Source organism: Cronobacter sp. 153480017-3 (assembly GCF_053627815.1).
Genome location: NZ_JBSEYN010000007.1, coordinates 280,174 through 295,762 on the forward strand (window position 1 = coordinate 280,174; position 15,589 = coordinate 295,762).

Annotated in this window: 24 protein-coding genes, 1 tRNA gene and 1 pseudogene; 2 read left to right on the forward strand and 24 right to left on the reverse strand. The window is 55.7% G+C overall.

The annotated features are described in order from the left end of the window. Window positions 1-85: 85 nt before the first annotated feature. The 4 genes from purK to ppiB all read right to left on the reverse strand — a co-directional run bounded on the left by purK (window position 86) and on the right by ppiB (window position 3,012). The gene (gene purK, locus ACUW6V_RS16820) at window positions 86-1,153 is read right to left on the reverse strand and encodes a 5-(carboxyamino)imidazole ribonucleotide synthase (RefSeq protein WP_105603600.1); all 1,068 of its coding nucleotides are present in this window, start codon (window positions 1,151-1,153) and stop codon (window positions 86-88) included. Then, a complete protein-coding gene (gene purE, locus ACUW6V_RS16825) occupies window positions 1,150-1,659 on the reverse strand; it encodes a 5-(carboxyamino)imidazole ribonucleotide mutase (RefSeq protein WP_004387147.1) in 510 nt (169 codons plus the stop codon). Before purE ends, purK begins: the two co-directional genes overlap by 4 nt. 132 nt (window positions 1,660-1,791) lie before the next feature. After that, window positions 1,792-2,514: a UDP-2,3-diacylglucosamine diphosphatase gene (gene lpxH / locus ACUW6V_RS16830; RefSeq protein ID WP_454038647.1), complete on the reverse strand. Its 723-nt coding sequence runs from the start codon at window positions 2,512-2,514 to the stop codon at window positions 1,792-1,794. Window positions 2,515-2,517: 3 nt separating this feature from the next. Beyond that, on the reverse strand, window positions 2,518-3,012 hold the full coding sequence (gene ppiB / locus ACUW6V_RS16835; protein WP_004387145.1) for a peptidylprolyl isomerase B: 495 nt from the start codon (window positions 3,010-3,012) through the stop codon (window positions 2,518-2,520). 176 nt (window positions 3,013-3,188) lie between these two features. Between ppiB and cysS the strand changes: the two genes are divergently transcribed. Continuing rightward, on the forward strand, window positions 3,189-4,574 hold the full coding sequence (cysS, locus tag ACUW6V_RS16840) for a cysteine--tRNA ligase (RefSeq protein ID WP_014729387.1): 1,386 nt from the start codon (window positions 3,189-3,191) through the stop codon (window positions 4,572-4,574). A gap of 159 nt (window positions 4,575-4,733) precedes the next feature. Here the strand turns inward: cysS and malI are convergent, their stop codons facing one another. The 4 genes from malI to folD all read right to left on the reverse strand — a co-directional run bounded on the left by malI (window position 4,734) and on the right by folD (window position 8,672). Further along, complete coding sequence (gene malI, locus ACUW6V_RS16845; RefSeq protein WP_454038648.1) at window positions 4,734-5,750, reverse strand: Mal regulon transcriptional regulator MalI; 1,017 nt, start codon at window positions 5,748-5,750, stop codon at window positions 4,734-4,736. A 64-nt stretch (window positions 5,751-5,814) separates the two neighbouring features. Continuing rightward, window positions 5,815-7,314 (reverse strand): PTS transporter subunit EIIC, encoded by a 1,500-nt coding sequence (locus tag ACUW6V_RS16850; RefSeq protein ID WP_012125419.1) that lies wholly within the window; start codon window positions 7,312-7,314, stop codon window positions 5,815-5,817. 277 nt (window positions 7,315-7,591) lie between these two features. Further along, window positions 7,592-7,804 carry a ribosome-associated protein YbcJ gene (gene ybcJ, locus ACUW6V_RS16855; RefSeq protein ID WP_454038649.1) on the reverse strand — a complete coding sequence of 71 codons (213 nt, stop codon included), beginning with the start codon at window positions 7,802-7,804 and terminating at the stop codon, window positions 7,592-7,594. Between the two features lies 1 nt (window position 7,805). Next, window positions 7,806-8,672, reverse strand: coding sequence for a bifunctional methylenetetrahydrofolate dehydrogenase/methenyltetrahydrofolate cyclohydrolase FolD (folD, locus tag ACUW6V_RS16860; protein ID WP_007865396.1), 867 nt, complete (start codon window positions 8,670-8,672; stop codon window positions 7,806-7,808). A 208-nt stretch (window positions 8,673-8,880) separates the two neighbouring features. On the opposite strand from folD, the gene ACUW6V_RS16865 reads away from it, so the two are divergent. Next, window positions 8,881-8,957: transfer RNA gene (locus tag ACUW6V_RS16865), tRNA-Arg, on the forward strand. A 15-nt stretch (window positions 8,958-8,972) separates the two neighbouring features. On the opposite strand, the gene ACUW6V_RS16870 is transcribed toward ACUW6V_RS16865, so the two are convergent. From ACUW6V_RS16870 to ACUW6V_RS16945, 16 genes and pseudogenes are all read right to left on the reverse strand, one after another. Then, window positions 8,973-10,136 carry a tyrosine-type recombinase/integrase gene (locus ACUW6V_RS16870; RefSeq protein ID WP_454038650.1) on the reverse strand — a complete coding sequence of 388 codons (1,164 nt, stop codon included), beginning with the start codon at window positions 10,134-10,136 and terminating at the stop codon, window positions 8,973-8,975. A 131-nt stretch (window positions 10,137-10,267) separates the two neighbouring features. Then, window positions 10,268-10,402: pseudogene (locus ACUW6V_RS16875) on the reverse strand (helix-turn-helix domain-containing protein); the annotation flags it as partial. Between the two features lie 734 nt (window positions 10,403-11,136). Beyond that, window positions 11,137-11,301, reverse strand: coding sequence for a hypothetical protein (locus ACUW6V_RS16880; RefSeq protein WP_454038651.1), 165 nt, complete (start codon window positions 11,299-11,301; stop codon window positions 11,137-11,139). After that, window positions 11,301-11,717, reverse strand: a complete 417-nt coding sequence (locus ACUW6V_RS16885; protein WP_454038652.1) for a hypothetical protein — start codon at window positions 11,715-11,717, stop codon at window positions 11,301-11,303. The genes ACUW6V_RS16880 and ACUW6V_RS16885 overlap by 1 nt, the downstream gene beginning before the upstream one ends. Continuing rightward, on the reverse strand, window positions 11,714-12,109 hold the full coding sequence (locus ACUW6V_RS16890) for an ead/Ea22-like family protein (RefSeq protein ID WP_454038653.1): 396 nt from the start codon (window positions 12,107-12,109) through the stop codon (window positions 11,714-11,716). Before ACUW6V_RS16890 ends, ACUW6V_RS16885 begins: the two co-directional genes overlap by 4 nt. Continuing rightward, on the reverse strand, window positions 12,106-12,366 hold the full coding sequence (locus ACUW6V_RS16895; RefSeq protein WP_454038654.1) for a DUF7446 family protein: 261 nt from the start codon (window positions 12,364-12,366) through the stop codon (window positions 12,106-12,108). The genes ACUW6V_RS16890 and ACUW6V_RS16895 overlap by 4 nt, the downstream gene beginning before the upstream one ends. Continuing rightward, on the reverse strand, window positions 12,363-12,581 hold the full coding sequence (locus ACUW6V_RS16900) for a hypothetical protein (protein ID WP_454038655.1): 219 nt from the start codon (window positions 12,579-12,581) through the stop codon (window positions 12,363-12,365). Before ACUW6V_RS16900 ends, ACUW6V_RS16895 begins: the two co-directional genes overlap by 4 nt. Continuing rightward, on the reverse strand, window positions 12,578-13,057 hold the full coding sequence (locus ACUW6V_RS16905) for a hypothetical protein (protein ID WP_454038656.1): 480 nt from the start codon (window positions 13,055-13,057) through the stop codon (window positions 12,578-12,580). Before ACUW6V_RS16905 ends, ACUW6V_RS16900 begins: the two co-directional genes overlap by 4 nt. Further along, window positions 13,054-13,224, reverse strand: coding sequence for a DUF2737 family protein (locus ACUW6V_RS16910; RefSeq protein WP_454038657.1), 171 nt, complete (start codon window positions 13,222-13,224; stop codon window positions 13,054-13,056). The genes ACUW6V_RS16905 and ACUW6V_RS16910 overlap by 4 nt, the downstream gene beginning before the upstream one ends. A 10-nt stretch (window positions 13,225-13,234) precedes the next feature. Further along, window positions 13,235-13,540 (reverse strand): hypothetical protein, encoded by a 306-nt coding sequence (locus ACUW6V_RS16915; protein WP_454038658.1) that lies wholly within the window; start codon window positions 13,538-13,540, stop codon window positions 13,235-13,237. A gap of 23 nt (window positions 13,541-13,563) precedes the next feature. Further along, entirely contained in the window at window positions 13,564-13,941 is a 378-nt protein-coding gene (locus ACUW6V_RS16920; protein ID WP_454038659.1) for a hypothetical protein, read from the reverse strand. Beyond that, a complete protein-coding gene (locus ACUW6V_RS16925; protein ID WP_454038660.1) occupies window positions 13,941-14,552 on the reverse strand; it encodes an ERF family protein in 612 nt (203 codons plus the stop codon). Before ACUW6V_RS16925 ends, ACUW6V_RS16920 begins: the two co-directional genes overlap by 1 nt. 7 nt (window positions 14,553-14,559) lie before the next feature. Next, window positions 14,560-14,745: a hypothetical protein gene (locus ACUW6V_RS16930; RefSeq protein ID WP_012125672.1), complete on the reverse strand. Its 186-nt coding sequence runs from the start codon at window positions 14,743-14,745 to the stop codon at window positions 14,560-14,562. 90 nt (window positions 14,746-14,835) lie between these two features. Then, entirely contained in the window at window positions 14,836-14,982 is a 147-nt protein-coding gene (kil, locus tag ACUW6V_RS16935) for a host cell division inhibitory peptide Kil (RefSeq protein ID WP_085662365.1), read from the reverse strand. Then, entirely contained in the window at window positions 14,970-15,101 is a 132-nt protein-coding gene (locus ACUW6V_RS16940) for a hypothetical protein (RefSeq protein ID WP_007847511.1), read from the reverse strand. Before ACUW6V_RS16940 ends, kil begins: the two co-directional genes overlap by 13 nt. A 399-nt stretch (window positions 15,102-15,500) precedes the next feature. After that, window positions 15,501-15,589: antirestriction Ral family protein (locus ACUW6V_RS16945; RefSeq protein ID WP_454038662.1), on the reverse strand; the 89-nt coding region annotated here is incomplete at its 5' end.

Sequence of the window (15,589 nt, forward strand, 5' to 3'; positions counted from 1 at the left end):
GAATGGTAGGGTGGGTAAGCGCAGCGCACCCACCAGTAAACCACCCGCCACACCCAATAGAAAAGCACCCCGCAGGGTGCTTTTCTTATCGCAAATGCGCCTGCGCCCAGGCGATGCCGCTTGCGTATTCCGGCGGCAGCAACGGGGCGAGGGCTTCCAGCGTGGCGTCAATCAGCGTAGCTTCGGCATCGCTCAGATTCAGATGCCCGACTTTACGGCCTTCACGCACCTCTTTGTCATACCAGTGCAGATGCACCAGCGGCAGTTTCAGCCAGTCGTAATTCAGATCGGTGCCGATCAGATTCACCATCACCGACGGGCCGCTCACTACCGGCTGCGGCAGCGGCAGATTGGTGACGGCGCGCAGGTGCAGCTCAAACTGGCTGATGGATGCGCCGTTCTGCGTCCAGTGACCGCTGTTATGCACGCGCGGCGCAAGCTCGTTAATCAGCAGGCCTTGCGGCGTGACGAAACATTCCATCGCCATCACGCCAACATAGTTAAGCTCGTCCATAATCGCGCGCAGCATCGCTTCGGCCTGCTTCTGCTGGGTGGCGTTCGCCTGCGGGAAGGCCACGCTGGTGCGCAGAATACCGTCCTGATGCAGGTTGTGGGTCAGCGGATAAAAGACCGCGCTGCCGTCATGCGCGCGCGCGCCCACCAGCGACACCTCGCCGGTAAAGTTAATGCCCCGCTCGACGATGCACTCGCCGTAACATTCAGCGGGCAGCGTCTCCGTCTCGTTTTCGCGAAGCCGCCACTGGCCGCGGCCATCGTAGCCGCCGGTGCGGCGCTTGACGATAGCCAGCTCACCGAGGCTCTCAAAAATCTGCGGCCATTCGTCGCTGCTTGCCAGCAACTGCCACGGCGCGGTGGGGAGATTGAGCTTATCGAGCAGCTGTTTCTGGGTGAAACGGTCGGCGATAAGCGGGAAAACATCGCGGTTAACGAACGCGTTGTGGCGCGCCAGCTCGCGGGTCAGGGCGGTTTCCGGCCAGCGTTCAATTTCCGCCGTGATAACGCTCTGTGCGAACGGCACCGCCTGCGGATCGGCGTCGAGCCCTACCGGCCAGACGCGAATGCCAAGCGGTTCGCCCGCCTGGCGCAGCATTCTGCCAAGCTGGCCGTTACCCAGCACGCATACCTGCTTCATGCCTCACCCCGCGGGTCCGGATTCTCCAGCACTTCCTCGGTTTGTTTCTGGCGCCAGTGTTCAAGACGCGCCAGCAGCGCGCTGTCGTGCTGCGCCAGGATCTGGGCGGCCAGCAGAGCCGCGTTCGCCGCGCCCGCTTTGCCGATAGCCAGCGTTCCCACCGGAATGCCGCGCGGCATCTGAACGATAGAGTAGAGGCTGTCCAGCCCGCTCAACGCCGCGCTCTGCACCGGCACGCCCAGCACCGGCACCAGCGTTTTCGCGGCAATCATGCCCGGCAGATGCGCCGCGCCGCCTGCGCCCGCGATGATCACCTGAAACCCGTTCTCCTGCGCGCGCTCGGCGAAGCTGAAGAGTTTATCGGGCGTGCGGTGCGCGGAAACCACTTCAACGTGGTGAGGAACATCCAGGGCATCGAGAATTTCTGCGGCAAACTGCATGGTGGCCCAGTCGCTTCTGGAACCCATGACGATGGCGATACGCGCCGGGGTGTGGCTGGAAGACATACGTCTCAAAACTCCTGTGGTCAGGCGGCAAAATCAACGGGGTCGCCGTTACGAGGGCCTCGAGAATATCACGGAAAACCGGCAAGGAAAACGGTTGCGTAGGCGCGAGCGCGGCAAAAAGCGCTGCGCTAATCAGAACGGAAACGCTACCAGTTCCACGTTGTCGGGGGTGACTTTGACCATCCAGCCTTCGCTGTGCCAGGCACCTAACACCACGCGGTGCGCGGGCTTGCCGTTCGCCTCAAGCGTATGGACGGCAGGGCGGTGGGTGTGGCCGTGAATGAGCCACTGCACCTGCTGGCGTTCCATGGTATCGACCACTGCCTGCGGGTTGACATCCATGATGGCGAGATCTTTCTGGCTGTTAGAGGCTTTACTGCCGGCGCGCATGCGGGCGGCGATGCGGCGGCGCAGCCGCAGGGGTAATGCGAGGAAAAGGGTTTGCAGCCACGGCTTATGCACTTTGGCGCGAAACGCCTGATAACCAGCATCGTCGGTGCACAGCGTGTCGCCATGCATAATCAGGACGCGTCTGCCGTAGAGATCCAGCACCTGCTCTTCGGGTAACAATTGCATACCGCTTTCGCGGGCGAAGCGACGGCCAAGCAGGAAATCGCGGTTGCCGTGAATGAAATAGCAGGGGACGCCGGATTGCACGAGCGCGCGCAGGGCGGCAGCTATCTCACGGTGCAGCGGTTCCGGGTCGTCATCGCCAATCCAGGCCTCAAAGAGATCGCCCAGAATGTAAAGGGCGTCCGCTTCACGCGCGGTACCGGCTAAAAAACGCAGAAAACCGGCGGTAATCGCCGGTTCTTCTGAGCACAGATGAAGATCTGCAATAAAGAGCGTCGCCACGAATTACTCGCTGACGGTTACGCGCTCGATAATCACGTCTTCTTTCGGCACATCCTGATGCATGCCGCTGCGGCCGGTGGAAACGCCTTTGATTTTATCAACCACGTCCATACCTTCGACCACTTCTGCGAACACGCAGTAGCCCCAACCCTGCAGGCTTTCGCCGCTGAAGTTCAGGAAGTCGTTATCCACCACGTTGATGAAGAACTGGGCCGTTGCGGAGTGCGGCGCCTGGGTGCGCGCCATAGCCAGCGTACCGCGGGTGTTCTTCAGACCGTTGTTGGCTTCATTTTTGATAGGATCTTTAGTGCTTTTCTGTTTCATGCCCGGCTCAAAACCGCCGCCCTGAATCATAAAGCCGTTGATTACACGATGGAAAATGGTGTTGTCGTAGAAACCTTCGCGGCAATAGTCCAGAAAGTTTTTTACCGTTTCCGGCGCTTTGTCATCGAACGTCTTGATTACGATGTCGCCGTGATTGGTGTGAAAAGTAACCATGTCTGCATCCTGTTTTGTTTCAGTGGTGCTTCGGCTTCCGAAAGAAGCCACAGTAGGAGGCTGTTATAGCATAACTCACCGCTTGCTTCACCTTGCAAAGTGGGGTGCTTGCGCTTTCAATTATGGGTAATATAGGGGTTTTATCTGCTTACCACACACTGACACGGAAACTTCTGATGTTAAAAATCTTCAATACCATGAGTCGCCAGAAAGAGGAATTTAAGCCTATTCATGCCGGGGAAGTCGGCATGTATGTGTGTGGTATTACCGTTTACGACCTCTGTCACATCGGTCATGGCCGTACGTTCATCGCGTTTGATGTTGTGGCGCGCTACCTGCGTTTTCTCGGCTATAAGCTGAAATATGTGCGTAACATTACCGATATTGACGACAAAATCATTAAACGCGCGAACGAGAACGGCGAAGATTTCGTGGCGCTGGTGGACCGTATGGTCGCCGAGATGCACAAAGATTTCGATGCGCTGAATATTCTGCGCCCGGACAGCGAGCCGCGCGCGACGCAGCACATCCCGGAAATTATTGAAATCGTTGAGCAACTGATCGCACGCGGCCATGCGTATGTCGCGGGTAATGGCGATGTCATGTTCGCGGTGGAGAGCGACGCGGATTACGGCAAGCTTTCGCGTCAGGATCTGGAGCAGCTCCAGGCGGGCGCGCGCGTGGAAGTGGCCGACAGCAAACGTAACCCGATGGATTTCGTGCTGTGGAAGATGTCCAAGCCGGGCGAGCCGAGCTGGCCGTCACCGTGGGGCGACGGGCGTCCAGGCTGGCATATTGAGTGCTCCGCGATGAACTGCAAGCAGCTCGGCAGCCATTTCGATATTCACGGCGGCGGTTCGGATCTGATGTTCCCGCACCATGAAAACGAAATCGCCCAGTCCACCTGCGCGCACGACGGCGAGTATGTGAATTACTGGATGCACTCCGGCATGGTGATGGTCGATCGCGAGAAGATGTCCAAATCGCTCGGCAATTTCTTTACCGTGCGTGACGTGCTGCAACACTACGACGCCGAGACCGTGCGCTACTTCCTGATGTCGGGCCATTACCGCAGCCAGTTGAACTACAGCGAAGAGAACTTGAAGCAGGCGCGCGCCTCGCTTGAGCGTCTCTATACCGCGCTGCGCGGCACCGACGCCAGCGCGACCGCCGCAGGCGGCGAGGCGTTCGAAGCGCGTTTTGTCGAGGCGATGAACGACGATTTCAACACGCCGGAAGCGTATTCCGTGCTGTTCGATATGGCGCGCGAAGTGAACCGCCTGAAAGCGGAAGACAGCAGCGCGGCGAACCAGTTAGCCGCGCATCTGCGTAAGCTTGCCGCCGTGCTGGGCCTGCTGGAGCAAGAGCCGGAGCAGTTCCTGCAATCCGGCGCGCAGGCCAACGACGATGAAGTGGCGGAGATCGAAGCGCTGATCGTTAAGCGTCTTGAAGCGCGCAAAGCGAAAGACTGGGCGGCAGCGGACGCCGCGCGCGATCGCTTAAACGAGATGGGCATTATTCTGGAAGATGGCCCGCAGGGCACGACCTGGCGACGTAAATAAGAAAAAGCGGCGAAAGCCGCTTTTTTTATGGCTGTGGTTTAAGTGGTTTCGGCAGGTGCGCTGCGCTTACCTGCCCTACGAAACGATGCGACATCCGTTGTAGGGTGGGTAAGCGAAGCGCACCCACCGCAAAAGCAAACGCGCGCTCACCGTCATCCCTTACGCCGATTCCCGCGCAATCAGCTGGCCCGAGAGCGTAATCCGCTGCGCGGGCAGGCCGGGCTCGCGGATAAGCCGTACAATCAACCCCGCCGCCTGATGCCCGGTCTCTTCGCTGGCTGAAGAAACATAGGTAAACGAAGGCGACGTCAGATTCACGTGCATCATGTCCTCAAAGCCAATTAACGACACCTGCTGCGTCAGGAACACATCTTTTCCCACCGTGCGGCCGACCTGATGAATCGCCTCCAGGCAGCCGATAATCGCGTGCGGCGAATGGCACAGCAGGGCGGTGATTTTGTTATTCGCCTCAAGAAGCTGGCGCACCGTCTGGCTCACCGCCAGCGTCTCCTCGGCGCAGGCGGGCGCGAACTCATCACGCCACGGCAAGCCGTATTGCGACAGCGCCGCGCGGTAGCCGTAAAGCCGCTCCTCACGGATAAGACATCCCGCCGTACCGCCGATATAGGCGATATTACGGTGGCCGCGCTCAATCAGATAACGCGTGGCGAGCCCGCCCGCCTGGCGGTTATCGCGTACCACGCTGTTGCGCTTTTCTTCTACTGGCGACTGCGACACCACCACCAGCGGCAGCGTGCTCTGCACGACCGGCGCGGGCAGCGCGCGGTGGCGGGAATCGGCGGTCAGATAAACCACCCCCGCCACGCACTGGCGTGTAAAGGAGACAAAACAGCTCTCAAGCCGGCTTGTGTCGTGCCCCGGCTGGGTGAGGAACACCATGAAACCCTGCGCTTCCAGCGCCTGCACCAGGCTTGCCGTCACGCGGGTCGAAAAAGGGTCGTTCAGATCCTCAACGACCAGGCCAATCAGGTTCGAGGTTTTACCGCGCAGGTTAGCGGCCGCGACGTTATGCACGTAGCCTAGCGCCTCAATGGCGGCATGCACCTTTTCGATGGTCGCGGCAGAGATTTTTCCCTTCTCGCGCAGCACCAGCGAGACCGTCGAGACCGACACACCCACCTGGCGCGCCACATCGATAATGCTGACCTTTTTCATCTGCCCTGATTTATCCTTTTATCGCTGATGTCGCGGGCCTGACGTGAGGCCCGCGCAGGCACTGCTATTTCCCCGTCATGCCTGACAGACTTTGCGCGATGAACTGCGCGCGCGCCCCGAAAATCACCTGAATACCGTTATCGCCCACAAACACCACGCCGCGCGCGCCAAGCCCGTTCAGCCCGTCTTTATCGACAAGATCCGGGCGCGCCACTTCCAGACGCAGGCGCGTAATACAGGCACCGACGCTGGTGATGTTCTCTTTACCGCCGAGCAGGCCCACAATATTGCCCGCAAGCTCCGCATCGGTTTTATCATCCGCACTGGCGGTGACATCCACGCGGCCCGGCGTTTTCACATCAAAACGGCGGATAACAAAGCGGAAGGTGAAGTAGTAAATAATCGCCATCGGAATGCCGACGATAACCGCGTTCAGATAGTGCGTCTGATAGCCGTTAAAAGAGGGCAGAATGCCGAACGAAATATAGTCGATAAGCCCGGCGGAGAACGATTTGGCGATATGCGCGTCCAGTAAATACATGGACATATACGCAAGCCCCGCCATGATGGCGTTAAATACATACAACACCGGCGCGACAAAAATAAAGGTAAATTCCACCGGCTCCGTGATCCCCGTCAGAAAACAGGTCAGCGCGGCGGAGAAAAGAATACCGGAGGCGATTTTTTTATTCTTCGTACTGGCTTCGTGATACATCGCCAGACACGCCGCCGGCAGCGCGAACAGCATCAGCGGGAACTCGCCCTGCATAAACTTACCGGCGTTCTGGTAGGTATTACTGCTGAAGCTTTTCACGCCTTCTTCCAGCATTTTGAACCAGATGGTCTGATCGCCGTGGATAACCTGGCCGCTCTGGGTGGTGTAATCGCCAAATGAATACCAGAACGACGGATACCAGATATGGTGCAGGCCCAGCGGGATAAGCGCGCGCTCTACCAGCCCGAAGATAAACGTCGAGGCCGCCTGGTTATCGCCGTTGACGATAACCGACAGCGCGTCGATGCCCGCCTGAATATGCTGCCAGACATACGGCAGCGCCAGGCCCAGCAGGAAGGAGAGAAACGCCGCGGCAATCGCCACAAACCGTTTGCCGGAGAAGAACCCCAGGAACTCCGGCAGTTGCAGCGTGTGGAAGCGGTTATAACACCACGCGGCAAGAATGCCTGAAATCAGCCCGCCGAACACGCCCATCTGCAGCGTGGGAATGCCGACCACCATCGCATATTTGCCGCCGCTTGCCGCCATTTCCGGCGTGATGCCAAGCTGCGTGCTGATGGTGATGTTAATGATAAAGACCGAGACCGCCGCCGAGAGCGCCGCGATGCCGGATTCCGACGCCAGACCGACGGCGGAGCCGATGGCGAACAGCAGCGGCAGGTTATCGAAAATAACCCCGCCCGCGTTCATCATCAGCGGCAGATGGAATTTATCGCCGAAGGCCAGCAGCAGGCCGGCGGCGGGCAGCAGCGAAATAGGCAGCATCAGCGCGCGGCCTATCATCGACAATTTTGACAGCGATTTAACCAAACCTGTTATCAGACTCATACCGATCCCCCGATTGGAACAGCCGGGCTTTTTGTGCCCTGTTTTATAGTAGGTAGAACGTTCTAGTAGAACGTTCTACCTATGCTGTGGGATCGCAGCCTTTTCGCGCAACATCTATTTAACGTTTCGCCAGAAGATTTGCTGATTCTTTGAAGTCGGTTAGAAAACGGGCCGGGCAGGTGTTAAGCGTAAACTGGATGAGAGGGTGGGGAAGGGGCAATAAGAAAAGGTTCTGAAGGGGGAAATTCACGCCCTCTCATCAAGAGGGCGTGGGGCGTTACGCCGTGACCGTGACGCTCTGACCGTCGAAGCTGACGGTTTGTCCGGCGACGATTTTGCAGCGCTTGCGGGTTTCCACCGCGCCGTCGACGGTCACCAGACCTTCAGAAATCACGATTTTCGCCTGCGCGCCGCTTTCGCTCCAGCCTTCAAGCTTCAGCAGGTCGCACAGTTCGATGTGAGGGTGTTTACCTAAAGAAAATGTTGCCATGTTATGCCTCCTCGCCGTCATGGTATTCAACGCACGCCTGGAGCGTGTTCTCAATAAGCGTGGCGACGGTCATCGGGCCCACGCCGCCCGGCACAGGCGTAATGTAGCTGGCGCGCTTGGCCGCCTCTTCAAACACCACGTCGCCGACCACTTTGCCGTTTTCCAGACGGTTGATGCCGACATCAATCACGATGGCGCCTTCTTTGATCCACTCGCCCGGAATAAAGCCCGGCTTGCCGACCGCGACGATCAGCAAATCGGCATTTTCGACATGCTGACGCAGATTTTTGGTGAAGCGGTGGGTCACTGTGGTGGTGCAACCCGCCAGTAATAACTCCATGCTCATCGGGCGGCCGACGATATTGGACGCGCCGATCACCACGGCATTCAGGCCATAAGTGTCGATGTTGTAACGCTCAAGCAGCGTGACGATACCGCGCGGCGTACACGGGCGCAGACGCGGCGCGCGCTGGCACAGGCGGCCAACGTTATACGGATGGAAGCCGTCCACGTCTTTATCCGGCGCGATGCGCTCCAGCACCTTCACGTTATCGATACCGGCCGGCAGCGGCAGCTGAACCAGAATGCCATCAATCGCGGCGTCGGCGTTCAGCTCGTCAATCAGCGCCAGCAGTTCAGCTTCGCTGGTGGTTTCCGGCAGATCGTAAGAGCGGGACACAAAGCCCACTTCCTCACAAGCCTTACGTTTGCTGCCGACATAAATCTGCGATGCCGGGTTCGCGCCAACGAGCACAACCGCAAGCCCGGGAGCGCGTTTTCCGGCCGCCACGCGCGCTTTCACTTTTTCGGCAACTTCAAGCCGCACCTGCTGCGCAATCGTTTTACCGTCAATAATCTTTGCTGCCATCAGAGAGAAGATTCCGTCTGTAATCAAAAGAAGAGGGGATGAGGATATTCTGTCAGAAGCGCGCCGTGCTGTCAGTTTTCGTTTGTGTCTTTCGCTCAATTGTCCAGCAGGCGGTTCGAAAGCCATTGACTCACCTGGTACTGACCGTATAATTCCACGCGTTTCACACTGCTACCGGCAGAGAAAACGTGAAACGCCTCTTCACGAGGCGCCCTTAGCTCAGCTGGATAGAGCAACGGCCTTCTAAGCCGTGGGTCGCAGGTTCGAGTCCTGCAGGGCGCGCCATTAAATTTCAATGGCTTATGCCTCTTTAAAATCCTCCTGACTTCCTGTGTGGGACATATTTGGGACACAAAACCCTAAAATGGAGTCAATTTGGCGCGCATGCTCAGTCAGGTGATTGGGTGCGAGATGTGCATACCTGCGAACCATTTCAATTGACTCCCAGCCTCCCATTTCCTGTAGAACAGACAGTGGCACTCCGGCCTGAATAAGCCAGCTCGCCCATGTATGCCTCAGGTCATGGAACCGGAAATCCTCTATGCCCGCCCTACGGCAAGCAGAGTTCCATGCCCGCTGGTCGTCAACCCTCATCTTCCTGACCTGATCCGTTACTGTACCATCAGGACGGTTTCCCGCTTTGGTGTGAACGAACACCCATTTGTGATGATTGCCGATCTGTTCACGCAATACCCGGCAGGCTGTATCATTCAGTGCTACGCCAATAGCCCTGTTTGACTTGCTGTCCTCCGGATTCACCCAGGCAACACGACGCTGCATGTCGATTTGTTGCCACTCCAGATTAATGATGTTCGACCGCCTTAGACCAGTAGCCAGCGCAAACCTGACAACTGATTTAAGCGGCTCAGGACATTCATTAATCAACCTTTCGGCCTCTTCAGGCTCAAGCCAGCGAACGCGCTTGTTCCTCACCTGCGGTATTTTTATTACCGGAGCCTTTTCCAGCCACTTCCAGTCCCTTTCTGCGGCGCGTAGTATTGCCTTCATCAATGCCAGATGCTTGGCCTTGGTTGAAGTCGTTACAGGCCTGCCTTCGAATACCGGAAACTCCTTTCCTTTTCTCTCTGCTGCCGCGCATTTCTGTATCCAGATTTCCTTTGCTTTCCTGTTCTGCATCTTACTGACGGCCGTGTAAATCTTCGCCTCAGTAATATCTTTCAACTTCATCCCTTCAAAATGCTCAAGCCAGAATCCCATCCGGCCTTTATCAGTATCGAGCGATTTCTTATCAGCTTTTTCCTCAAGCCAGCGCAAACAAGCCTCTTCGAACGTTACGTCAGGGAAATCACCAAGCCTGTCTACTCGCCAGAGTTCTGACTTCCTTCGGTCATGCAGCTCTTGCGCTTGCCGTTTGTCCGCTGTGCCAAGAGATTCCTTAATTCGCTTCCCGCCCGGGAGCGAGTACGATGCGTACCAGATTTCACCTCTGCGGAAGAGTGACATATCAATTCCTCTCGTATGCCATCACCCGCGCTCACGGCGACAGTATGCAGCGGAGATTTCAGGGCTGCAATGCAAGCCTGGCGAGTGGTGAGGTATGGGGATTTTGGTTTTGATGGGTCTTTTCGGGTGGCCTGTAGTCGTCCTGACTTTATCCAGTTTGTGGCCGTTGGTCTGGATATGCCGAGCATGGCGCAGGCCTCATCAAGCGTGAGGCTGTATTGTTCCATCTTTACTCCTTGCGCTTGGTGAATCCACCGCAACCGCATTTAGGACACATTGTGTAGCCAATACCACGACGCTCAACCCTGTCTCCGCTGTCATGCTTATGGCCGCATGCAACACACAAAAATATAAGCATTGTCTTTGCTCCAATAAAAAACCCGCCGAAGCGGGTCACGGTGTTAACTCAAAATTGTCATCCCACGGTGGGAATGTGCTCATCCGTCTGTGCGACATGATGTATTCCGACGCTACGGTCATCGAACATGGACGCTCAAACTCCAGCATAAAAACATCATCGTACGCTCTCCCCAGCCACCACCCGCCGCCGTATTCGCGCGCGCGCTGAATGAGCACCCATCTCCCTGGCGTTATGCGGTGATGTATCTCGCCGCGATAGATGATTAAGTAGTCCGAGTCTTTACTCATGACGCACCCCAAAATAACTGTGTTTATATACAGTAAATTGAGGTGGGCGGGCTGTCAATTCGTGGCCTTACCGCTTTTCTTTAATTGTCCATTTAACAGGCTTGCTGGTCTTTTCCTGCCCCTTCTCGAAAGCAGATTTTGCATCGTTGTAACCACACGGAACGCAAACATAATCTCCAGACCAGCTACGCATTGTTGTCTCTTTGGAAATTGCAGTAGAACCACATTTTGGACAAATCATATTAATGAACTCCTCGCTGTTTGAGAGGGTATGATAAACAGTGGGAAGGTCATTTATGCAGCAGAGAATTGAAAAGGTTGTGTAAGAGCTGCTTTGCGCTCTGCTGCGGATTTAGACATAATTTAGCCTCCTGCCGGATTCACAGATCACAATGACCGCTGAAACAATCACAACCATCAGACCGAAAATTAACCCCCTGGCATCCTGAGCTTGATGATCAGAAGTGGCCATAAGAAGCGCGCCAACAACATTCAATGACCAGTGAAGAATTAACATCACTCCTCCTTGCCCGGTGCTGCGAGCATGGCGGCGCGGCAGGCGTCATACGATTCACGCATGGCATCTTTAACCCATCCAAGTGGCTTATTACCGCGAATTTCCAGCCATTCATCGAACGTTGGCACAACAGGAGCGGGCGGTGCGGTGTAGAGCGGGGTGATTTTCCAGCCCTTCGCCGCCCAAGTTTCAGCCACAGATTTAAATCTGGTTACCGCGAAAGGACCCTCATCATTACGCCACGCCACAGGCTCCGCCCGCTCCCGCAGCGCCAGCAGTGCTATGCGCGCAATTGCTAATTCGGTCTGAAGCTCCTGCCGAACTGAATCAAAGGCGCTCTGTTTAACCGAAAACTCAAGCTGCTTGACCTTCTCCTCGCAGGCAGCAGCCAGCGCCTCTTTGCTTATTTCGCTCACGCTTCACCCCCTGCCTCAAGATTGATGCCCGCTGCGGTGGCCGACTCTTCGTGAGCGCGTTTTGCCTTGCTCATAATCGCCGCTAATGGCGCGTTTAAGCCGTCCAGGCGTATGGTGTTATGGATGGCGGCCAGGTCTTCACGCAGCTTTTTATGACTCGCCTCGAGCTCAACTACACGCTTCTCGGCGGCTTCCAGCGCTGCTATCAGGCAGAGAACAGTCTTTGGGCTTGCTTCAGCAATAAACGCTGCGTCGTCTTTCAGGCAATGCTGCGCAACTGCCTCACTACCAACGCGCACCTCGTATCCGCGCGCTCCACTATGCGGCTTATATGCAGACCAGTCGCCCCAGTGTGCCTTCTCAGCCGCCGCTTTCAGTTTTGCTGTGTTCATGCGGCACCGCCTTTATCGCCAGCTTTTTTCACGTCTGCGCGCAAGTGAATCTCGCTACCATCCTCAAGGGTAAAAACCTTGATATCATCGGAATGAACGAGGAATTGCGCGACGGCTAAAAGGGCCTCGCTCGTCACATCAAATTTGTCGCCGACGAATTGCCGCACGCCGGATGCCAGGCCCTTGACCGCCCGGGACCGACCTGCATAAATTTTATTGGAAAGAGGGCTTCTGATAATCGTGATTGGGTTGCTCATTTTTTGGGGCTCCAGGTAAATTCCGGCGCGATAATTTCGCTCATGCACGTTCCGCGTTCGTTGTACTGCTCAAGGCATTCGATAACGTCGCCATCGCTCTGTGTGTCGCCATAGCTGCCAACGATACACAGCAAATCAACTGGCGCGCCCAGGCGTTGAAGAGTGATTGTTAACGCCTTGGCGAGCCGCATTTTCATTTCGACCTCTTTACTCATGCGGCACCGCCTTGACGCAGCTCTGCTGCGAATTGTTCGGCCCGTGCCGCCTCAAATTCCAGGCTGACCCACGCCATTTCGTCGTTATTGTTACGGGCAATCTCATCGGCAGCGCGTCGGCGTTCGGTCAGCATTTCAACACCCTGCGCCCGCACTTCGCGCAGGAATGCGTCGGTGGATGGAAGCACCATAACCGCAAGTTTCCTGATGATTTTCTGCACTTGCGGAGGGCATTGGTCGTAGTGATCATCAGTAATGAATACGGCGTCGTTGTGAATGGCTTCAACGGCGTTAAGTTCATTAGCCAGTGCGTCGCACTGCTTCGTCTTTTCGCGCAGCGCAGCAGTAGTGACTTCTATGCGGTCATTCAGATCGGTAAACTTACGTACCAGGTATTGCGCATCGGTTTCGTTAACCAGCATGTCGCCCGGCACGCATTTGCCGCGCAGGAATCCTTCCATTTCGTGGAGTTTCATTTCTTCGCTCCCAGCCAGCGGTTGAGGTATTTGTTGTTATTCACAGAGCCGAAGCTGTTGCGCGCCATCAATTCCTCGCGGCTCGGCATCGGGGGTGAGTTCCTTTTTTCGTATTTCGGCGCGCTTGTTCCGGTCGCGTTTTGTGATGTGTCGTAATAGTCATTCATCAGAGACTCCTTAATCGCTACGAACGTGACCGTAGCGACCGAGGAAGCGGCGCATACGGTTATCTGTTTCTTCAGGGCGGCGCGGGCCAGTGGTGACGAATCCAGGTCGGCATGACGCGGAGCTGTTTTTTTCCCATAGCAATCTGTCAGCCAGCGCATCAGCCTGGCGGATCATTCGAGCTTCCTTGCTCTCGGTTTCGTACTGCTTTCCCAGCGTCTCTTGCAGGTGTGCTTTGATGCGCTCCAGCACCTCTTCTTTGGTGCCGGAGCGTTTTGGCGGGCGTGCGTATCCCGCCCCGGGAAGAGGTGATGACATTTGGTTGGCCTTATTTGGTTAAATCAGAAGGGGACTGAATCGTCGAACTGCTCTGAGCCAGATGTTGTTTGCGACGACTGCTGATGGCCTGACGAAGCGAAGCCTACTTTCGCATTCTGAAGCTCAAGCGTGATGGTTTGCCCATTGTTTCCCTGGTAAACATCAACCTTAATGCTGTCGCCGGTCAACTCCACGATAGAGCCTTCAACCAACACGCTGCGGTAGTAATCCGCTTGAGGACCCGGCTTGGCAAACACAGCGGCGCTGTAGTTCGTCCACTCCTTTTTCTTGGACTGCCTGTCGTAATACTGAACGCCTGCGCGGACATTGAATCCGATGCTTTCGCCTGCCTGAAACTCCCTGGCTGGCTTGTTGAGTTTTACTGTTATTGAGTGCGCCATTACGCTTCCATCCCTTCAAGTTCATCTTTGCGAATGTTGTAAATGTCCTGAGCCTTTTGCTGCTCAGGCGTGCCTTCCAGCATCTTCCACGCCTTAGCGAAAGCACCCTTAAGCTCTGCGACGCTATTTTTTGCTGACGCGGCCTCAGTAAATGCTTTTAAAACCTGCTCTGGCGAAGCTGGCTGTTTAGACGGAGCGTTGCTTACCTGCCTGGCTTGCTGCTGTTTATGCTCGTCAGTATCCGAATCCTTTGCGTCATCAATACCAAACAGCCCGTTCAGGCAGTACTTGCGAGCATATGAGCTTGTCGCACCGGTAACCTGCGCTGCGTCCATTCCTTTTTTGCTTTCCTCCTCTCGAGCCATTGCAGTTGCGGTGTGGCTTGTCTCGCCATCAGTAATGGTTGCCACAGCCTTCACATAATGACGGTCACCAATCAGCACAATCTCATCGCTGATTGACAGGAACAGTCCATCCAGAAGCGGCTTAACACCTTCCAGAATGTCCTCGCAACTGCGGTATTTGTATTTGCCGAATGAGTTGTACTGGTTTTTCGGCGCGTTAAGGTGGGCCTGTATTTTTGCCAGACGTGCATAAAACTCTTTGCTCATATAAACCTCAGAACGGCGCAGGGCCGAGTAATTCACGAACGTTCATGCGCTCAAGTTGTGCCGCGAGCAGCGCAAGTTTTTTCTCCCTGCGGTCGCCAGCGCGACGGTATTCGAGCGCCATCTTGATATATGCTTCACGCCATATCTTGCTGATCGCAATCGTCGACGCGAGACGGGGAGGATTTGTTGTCATGTTCGGATTCCTGCTCTGAGTAATTTTCGAAAATGTCATGGACAAGCCGATAGAACTGCTCATCCGTCATGTCGCGAGGGTTGAGGTGCTTCATTGCGTCCTCCGGTACCATGGCATGCTCACTGCCTGCTTCATCTGCTGATTGGCCTGCAGCCACATCCCGGCATCACCCAGGAATCGGGCGATAACCGCTTTGCTCTGCGCGGCCCGTAAAGCGTTGTGATTTACATGTGGCATAACGCCTCCAGTTGTTTGCGGGCCGCACGGATAAGGCGGCGAAAGCGTTTGGATAATTCGGATTCGGTCGGGTAATAGGCGGACATGATGCCGCCACCCGATAGCGATAATTGCATCATGGTGGGATTCCTTACGGTTAATTGGCATAGCGAAAACGCCTCGAATGAAGCGCTGTTGATATGCAGGCGAAAAAAAGCCCTCCGGAGAGGGCGAACAACTTCAGGGGATGATGAGGGTTTCTCCAATAACCAGAACAGGTCTTCGTCTCCTGTCTTGGTTATGATGCGGATTGCATCAGATAACCGACTCCATGAATCGGCTATCGGATATCGGCTGATATTCAACGGCCTCATCATCAATGTCGTAAATGTCGTGATAACATTCGTGGCACAGCTCTTCATTGCCATCGCCACTGTAAACGGCAACCGCAGTAATCCCTTTGCCGCATACGTCGCATTCGACTTCCTCATCCATATCTCACCTCAGATAAGTGGCTTGCTGCCAAAAAGAAAGGCCGACTATGCGGCCTTTAGTTTTTCCAGTTCTCTTTCAATCATTGCTGTGGTTCTTATTGCCCATTTATCGACATATTCCCCATCCTCCATTA

Coding starts and splice junctions, on each gene's coding strand:
- ACUW6V_RS16915 (WP_454038658.1), bottom strand. CDS start 13,540: ATGTCATCACCTCTTCCCGGGGCGGGATACGCACGCCCGCCAAAACGC.
- purE (WP_004387147.1), bottom strand. CDS start 1,659: ATGTCTTCCAGCCACACCCCGGCGCGTATCGCCATCGTCATGGGTTCC.
- ACUW6V_RS16870 (WP_454038650.1), bottom strand. CDS start 10,136: ATGTCACTCTTCCGCAGAGGTGAAATCTGGTACGCATCGTACTCGCTC.
- ACUW6V_RS16900 (WP_454038655.1), bottom strand. CDS start 12,581: ATGAGTAAAGAGGTCGAAATGAAAATGCGGCTCGCCAAGGCGTTAACA.
- ybcJ (WP_454038649.1), bottom strand. CDS start 7,804: ATGGCAACATTTTCTTTAGGTAAACACCCTCACATCGAACTGTGCGAC.
- ACUW6V_RS16940 (WP_007847511.1), bottom strand. CDS start 15,101: ATGATGCAATTATCGCTATCGGGTGGCGGCATCATGTCCGCCTATTAC.
- ACUW6V_RS16880 (WP_454038651.1), bottom strand. CDS start 11,301: ATGTTAATTCTTCACTGGTCATTGAATGTTGTTGGCGCGCTTCTTATG.
- ACUW6V_RS16920 (WP_454038659.1), bottom strand. CDS start 13,941: ATGGCGCACTCAATAACAGTAAAACTCAACAAGCCAGCCAGGGAGTTT.
- ACUW6V_RS16890 (WP_454038653.1), bottom strand. CDS start 12,109: ATGAACACAGCAAAACTGAAAGCGGCGGCTGAGAAGGCACACTGGGGC.
- ACUW6V_RS16925 (WP_454038660.1), bottom strand. CDS start 14,552: ATGAGCAAAGAGTTTTATGCACGTCTGGCAAAAATACAGGCCCACCTT.
- ACUW6V_RS16850 (WP_012125419.1), bottom strand. CDS start 7,314: ATGAGTCTGATAACAGGTTTGGTTAAATCGCTGTCAAAATTGTCGATG.
- ACUW6V_RS16905 (WP_454038656.1), bottom strand. CDS start 13,057: ATGAAACTCCACGAAATGGAAGGATTCCTGCGCGGCAAATGCGTGCCG.
- ACUW6V_RS16910 (WP_454038657.1), bottom strand. CDS start 13,224: ATGAATGACTATTACGACACATCACAAAACGCGACCGGAACAAGCGCG.
- ACUW6V_RS16930 (WP_012125672.1), bottom strand. CDS start 14,745: ATGACAACAAATCCTCCCCGTCTCGCGTCGACGATTGCGATCAGCAAG.
- ppiB (WP_004387145.1), bottom strand. CDS start 3,012: ATGGTTACTTTTCACACCAATCACGGCGACATCGTAATCAAGACGTTC.
- folD (WP_007865396.1), bottom strand. CDS start 8,672: ATGGCAGCAAAGATTATTGACGGTAAAACGATTGCGCAGCAGGTGCGG.
- kil (WP_085662365.1), bottom strand. CDS start 14,982: ATGCCACATGTAAATCACAACGCTTTACGGGCCGCGCAGAGCAAAGCG.
- cysS (WP_014729387.1), top strand. CDS start 3,189: ATGTTAAAAATCTTCAATACCATGAGTCGCCAGAAAGAGGAATTTAAG.
- ACUW6V_RS16895 (WP_454038654.1), bottom strand. CDS start 12,366: ATGAGCAACCCAATCACGATTATCAGAAGCCCTCTTTCCAATAAAATT.
- purK (WP_105603600.1), bottom strand. CDS start 1,153: ATGAAGCAGGTATGCGTGCTGGGTAACGGCCAGCTTGGCAGAATGCTG.
- malI (WP_454038648.1), bottom strand. CDS start 5,750: ATGAAAAAGGTCAGCATTATCGATGTGGCGCGCCAGGTGGGTGTGTCG.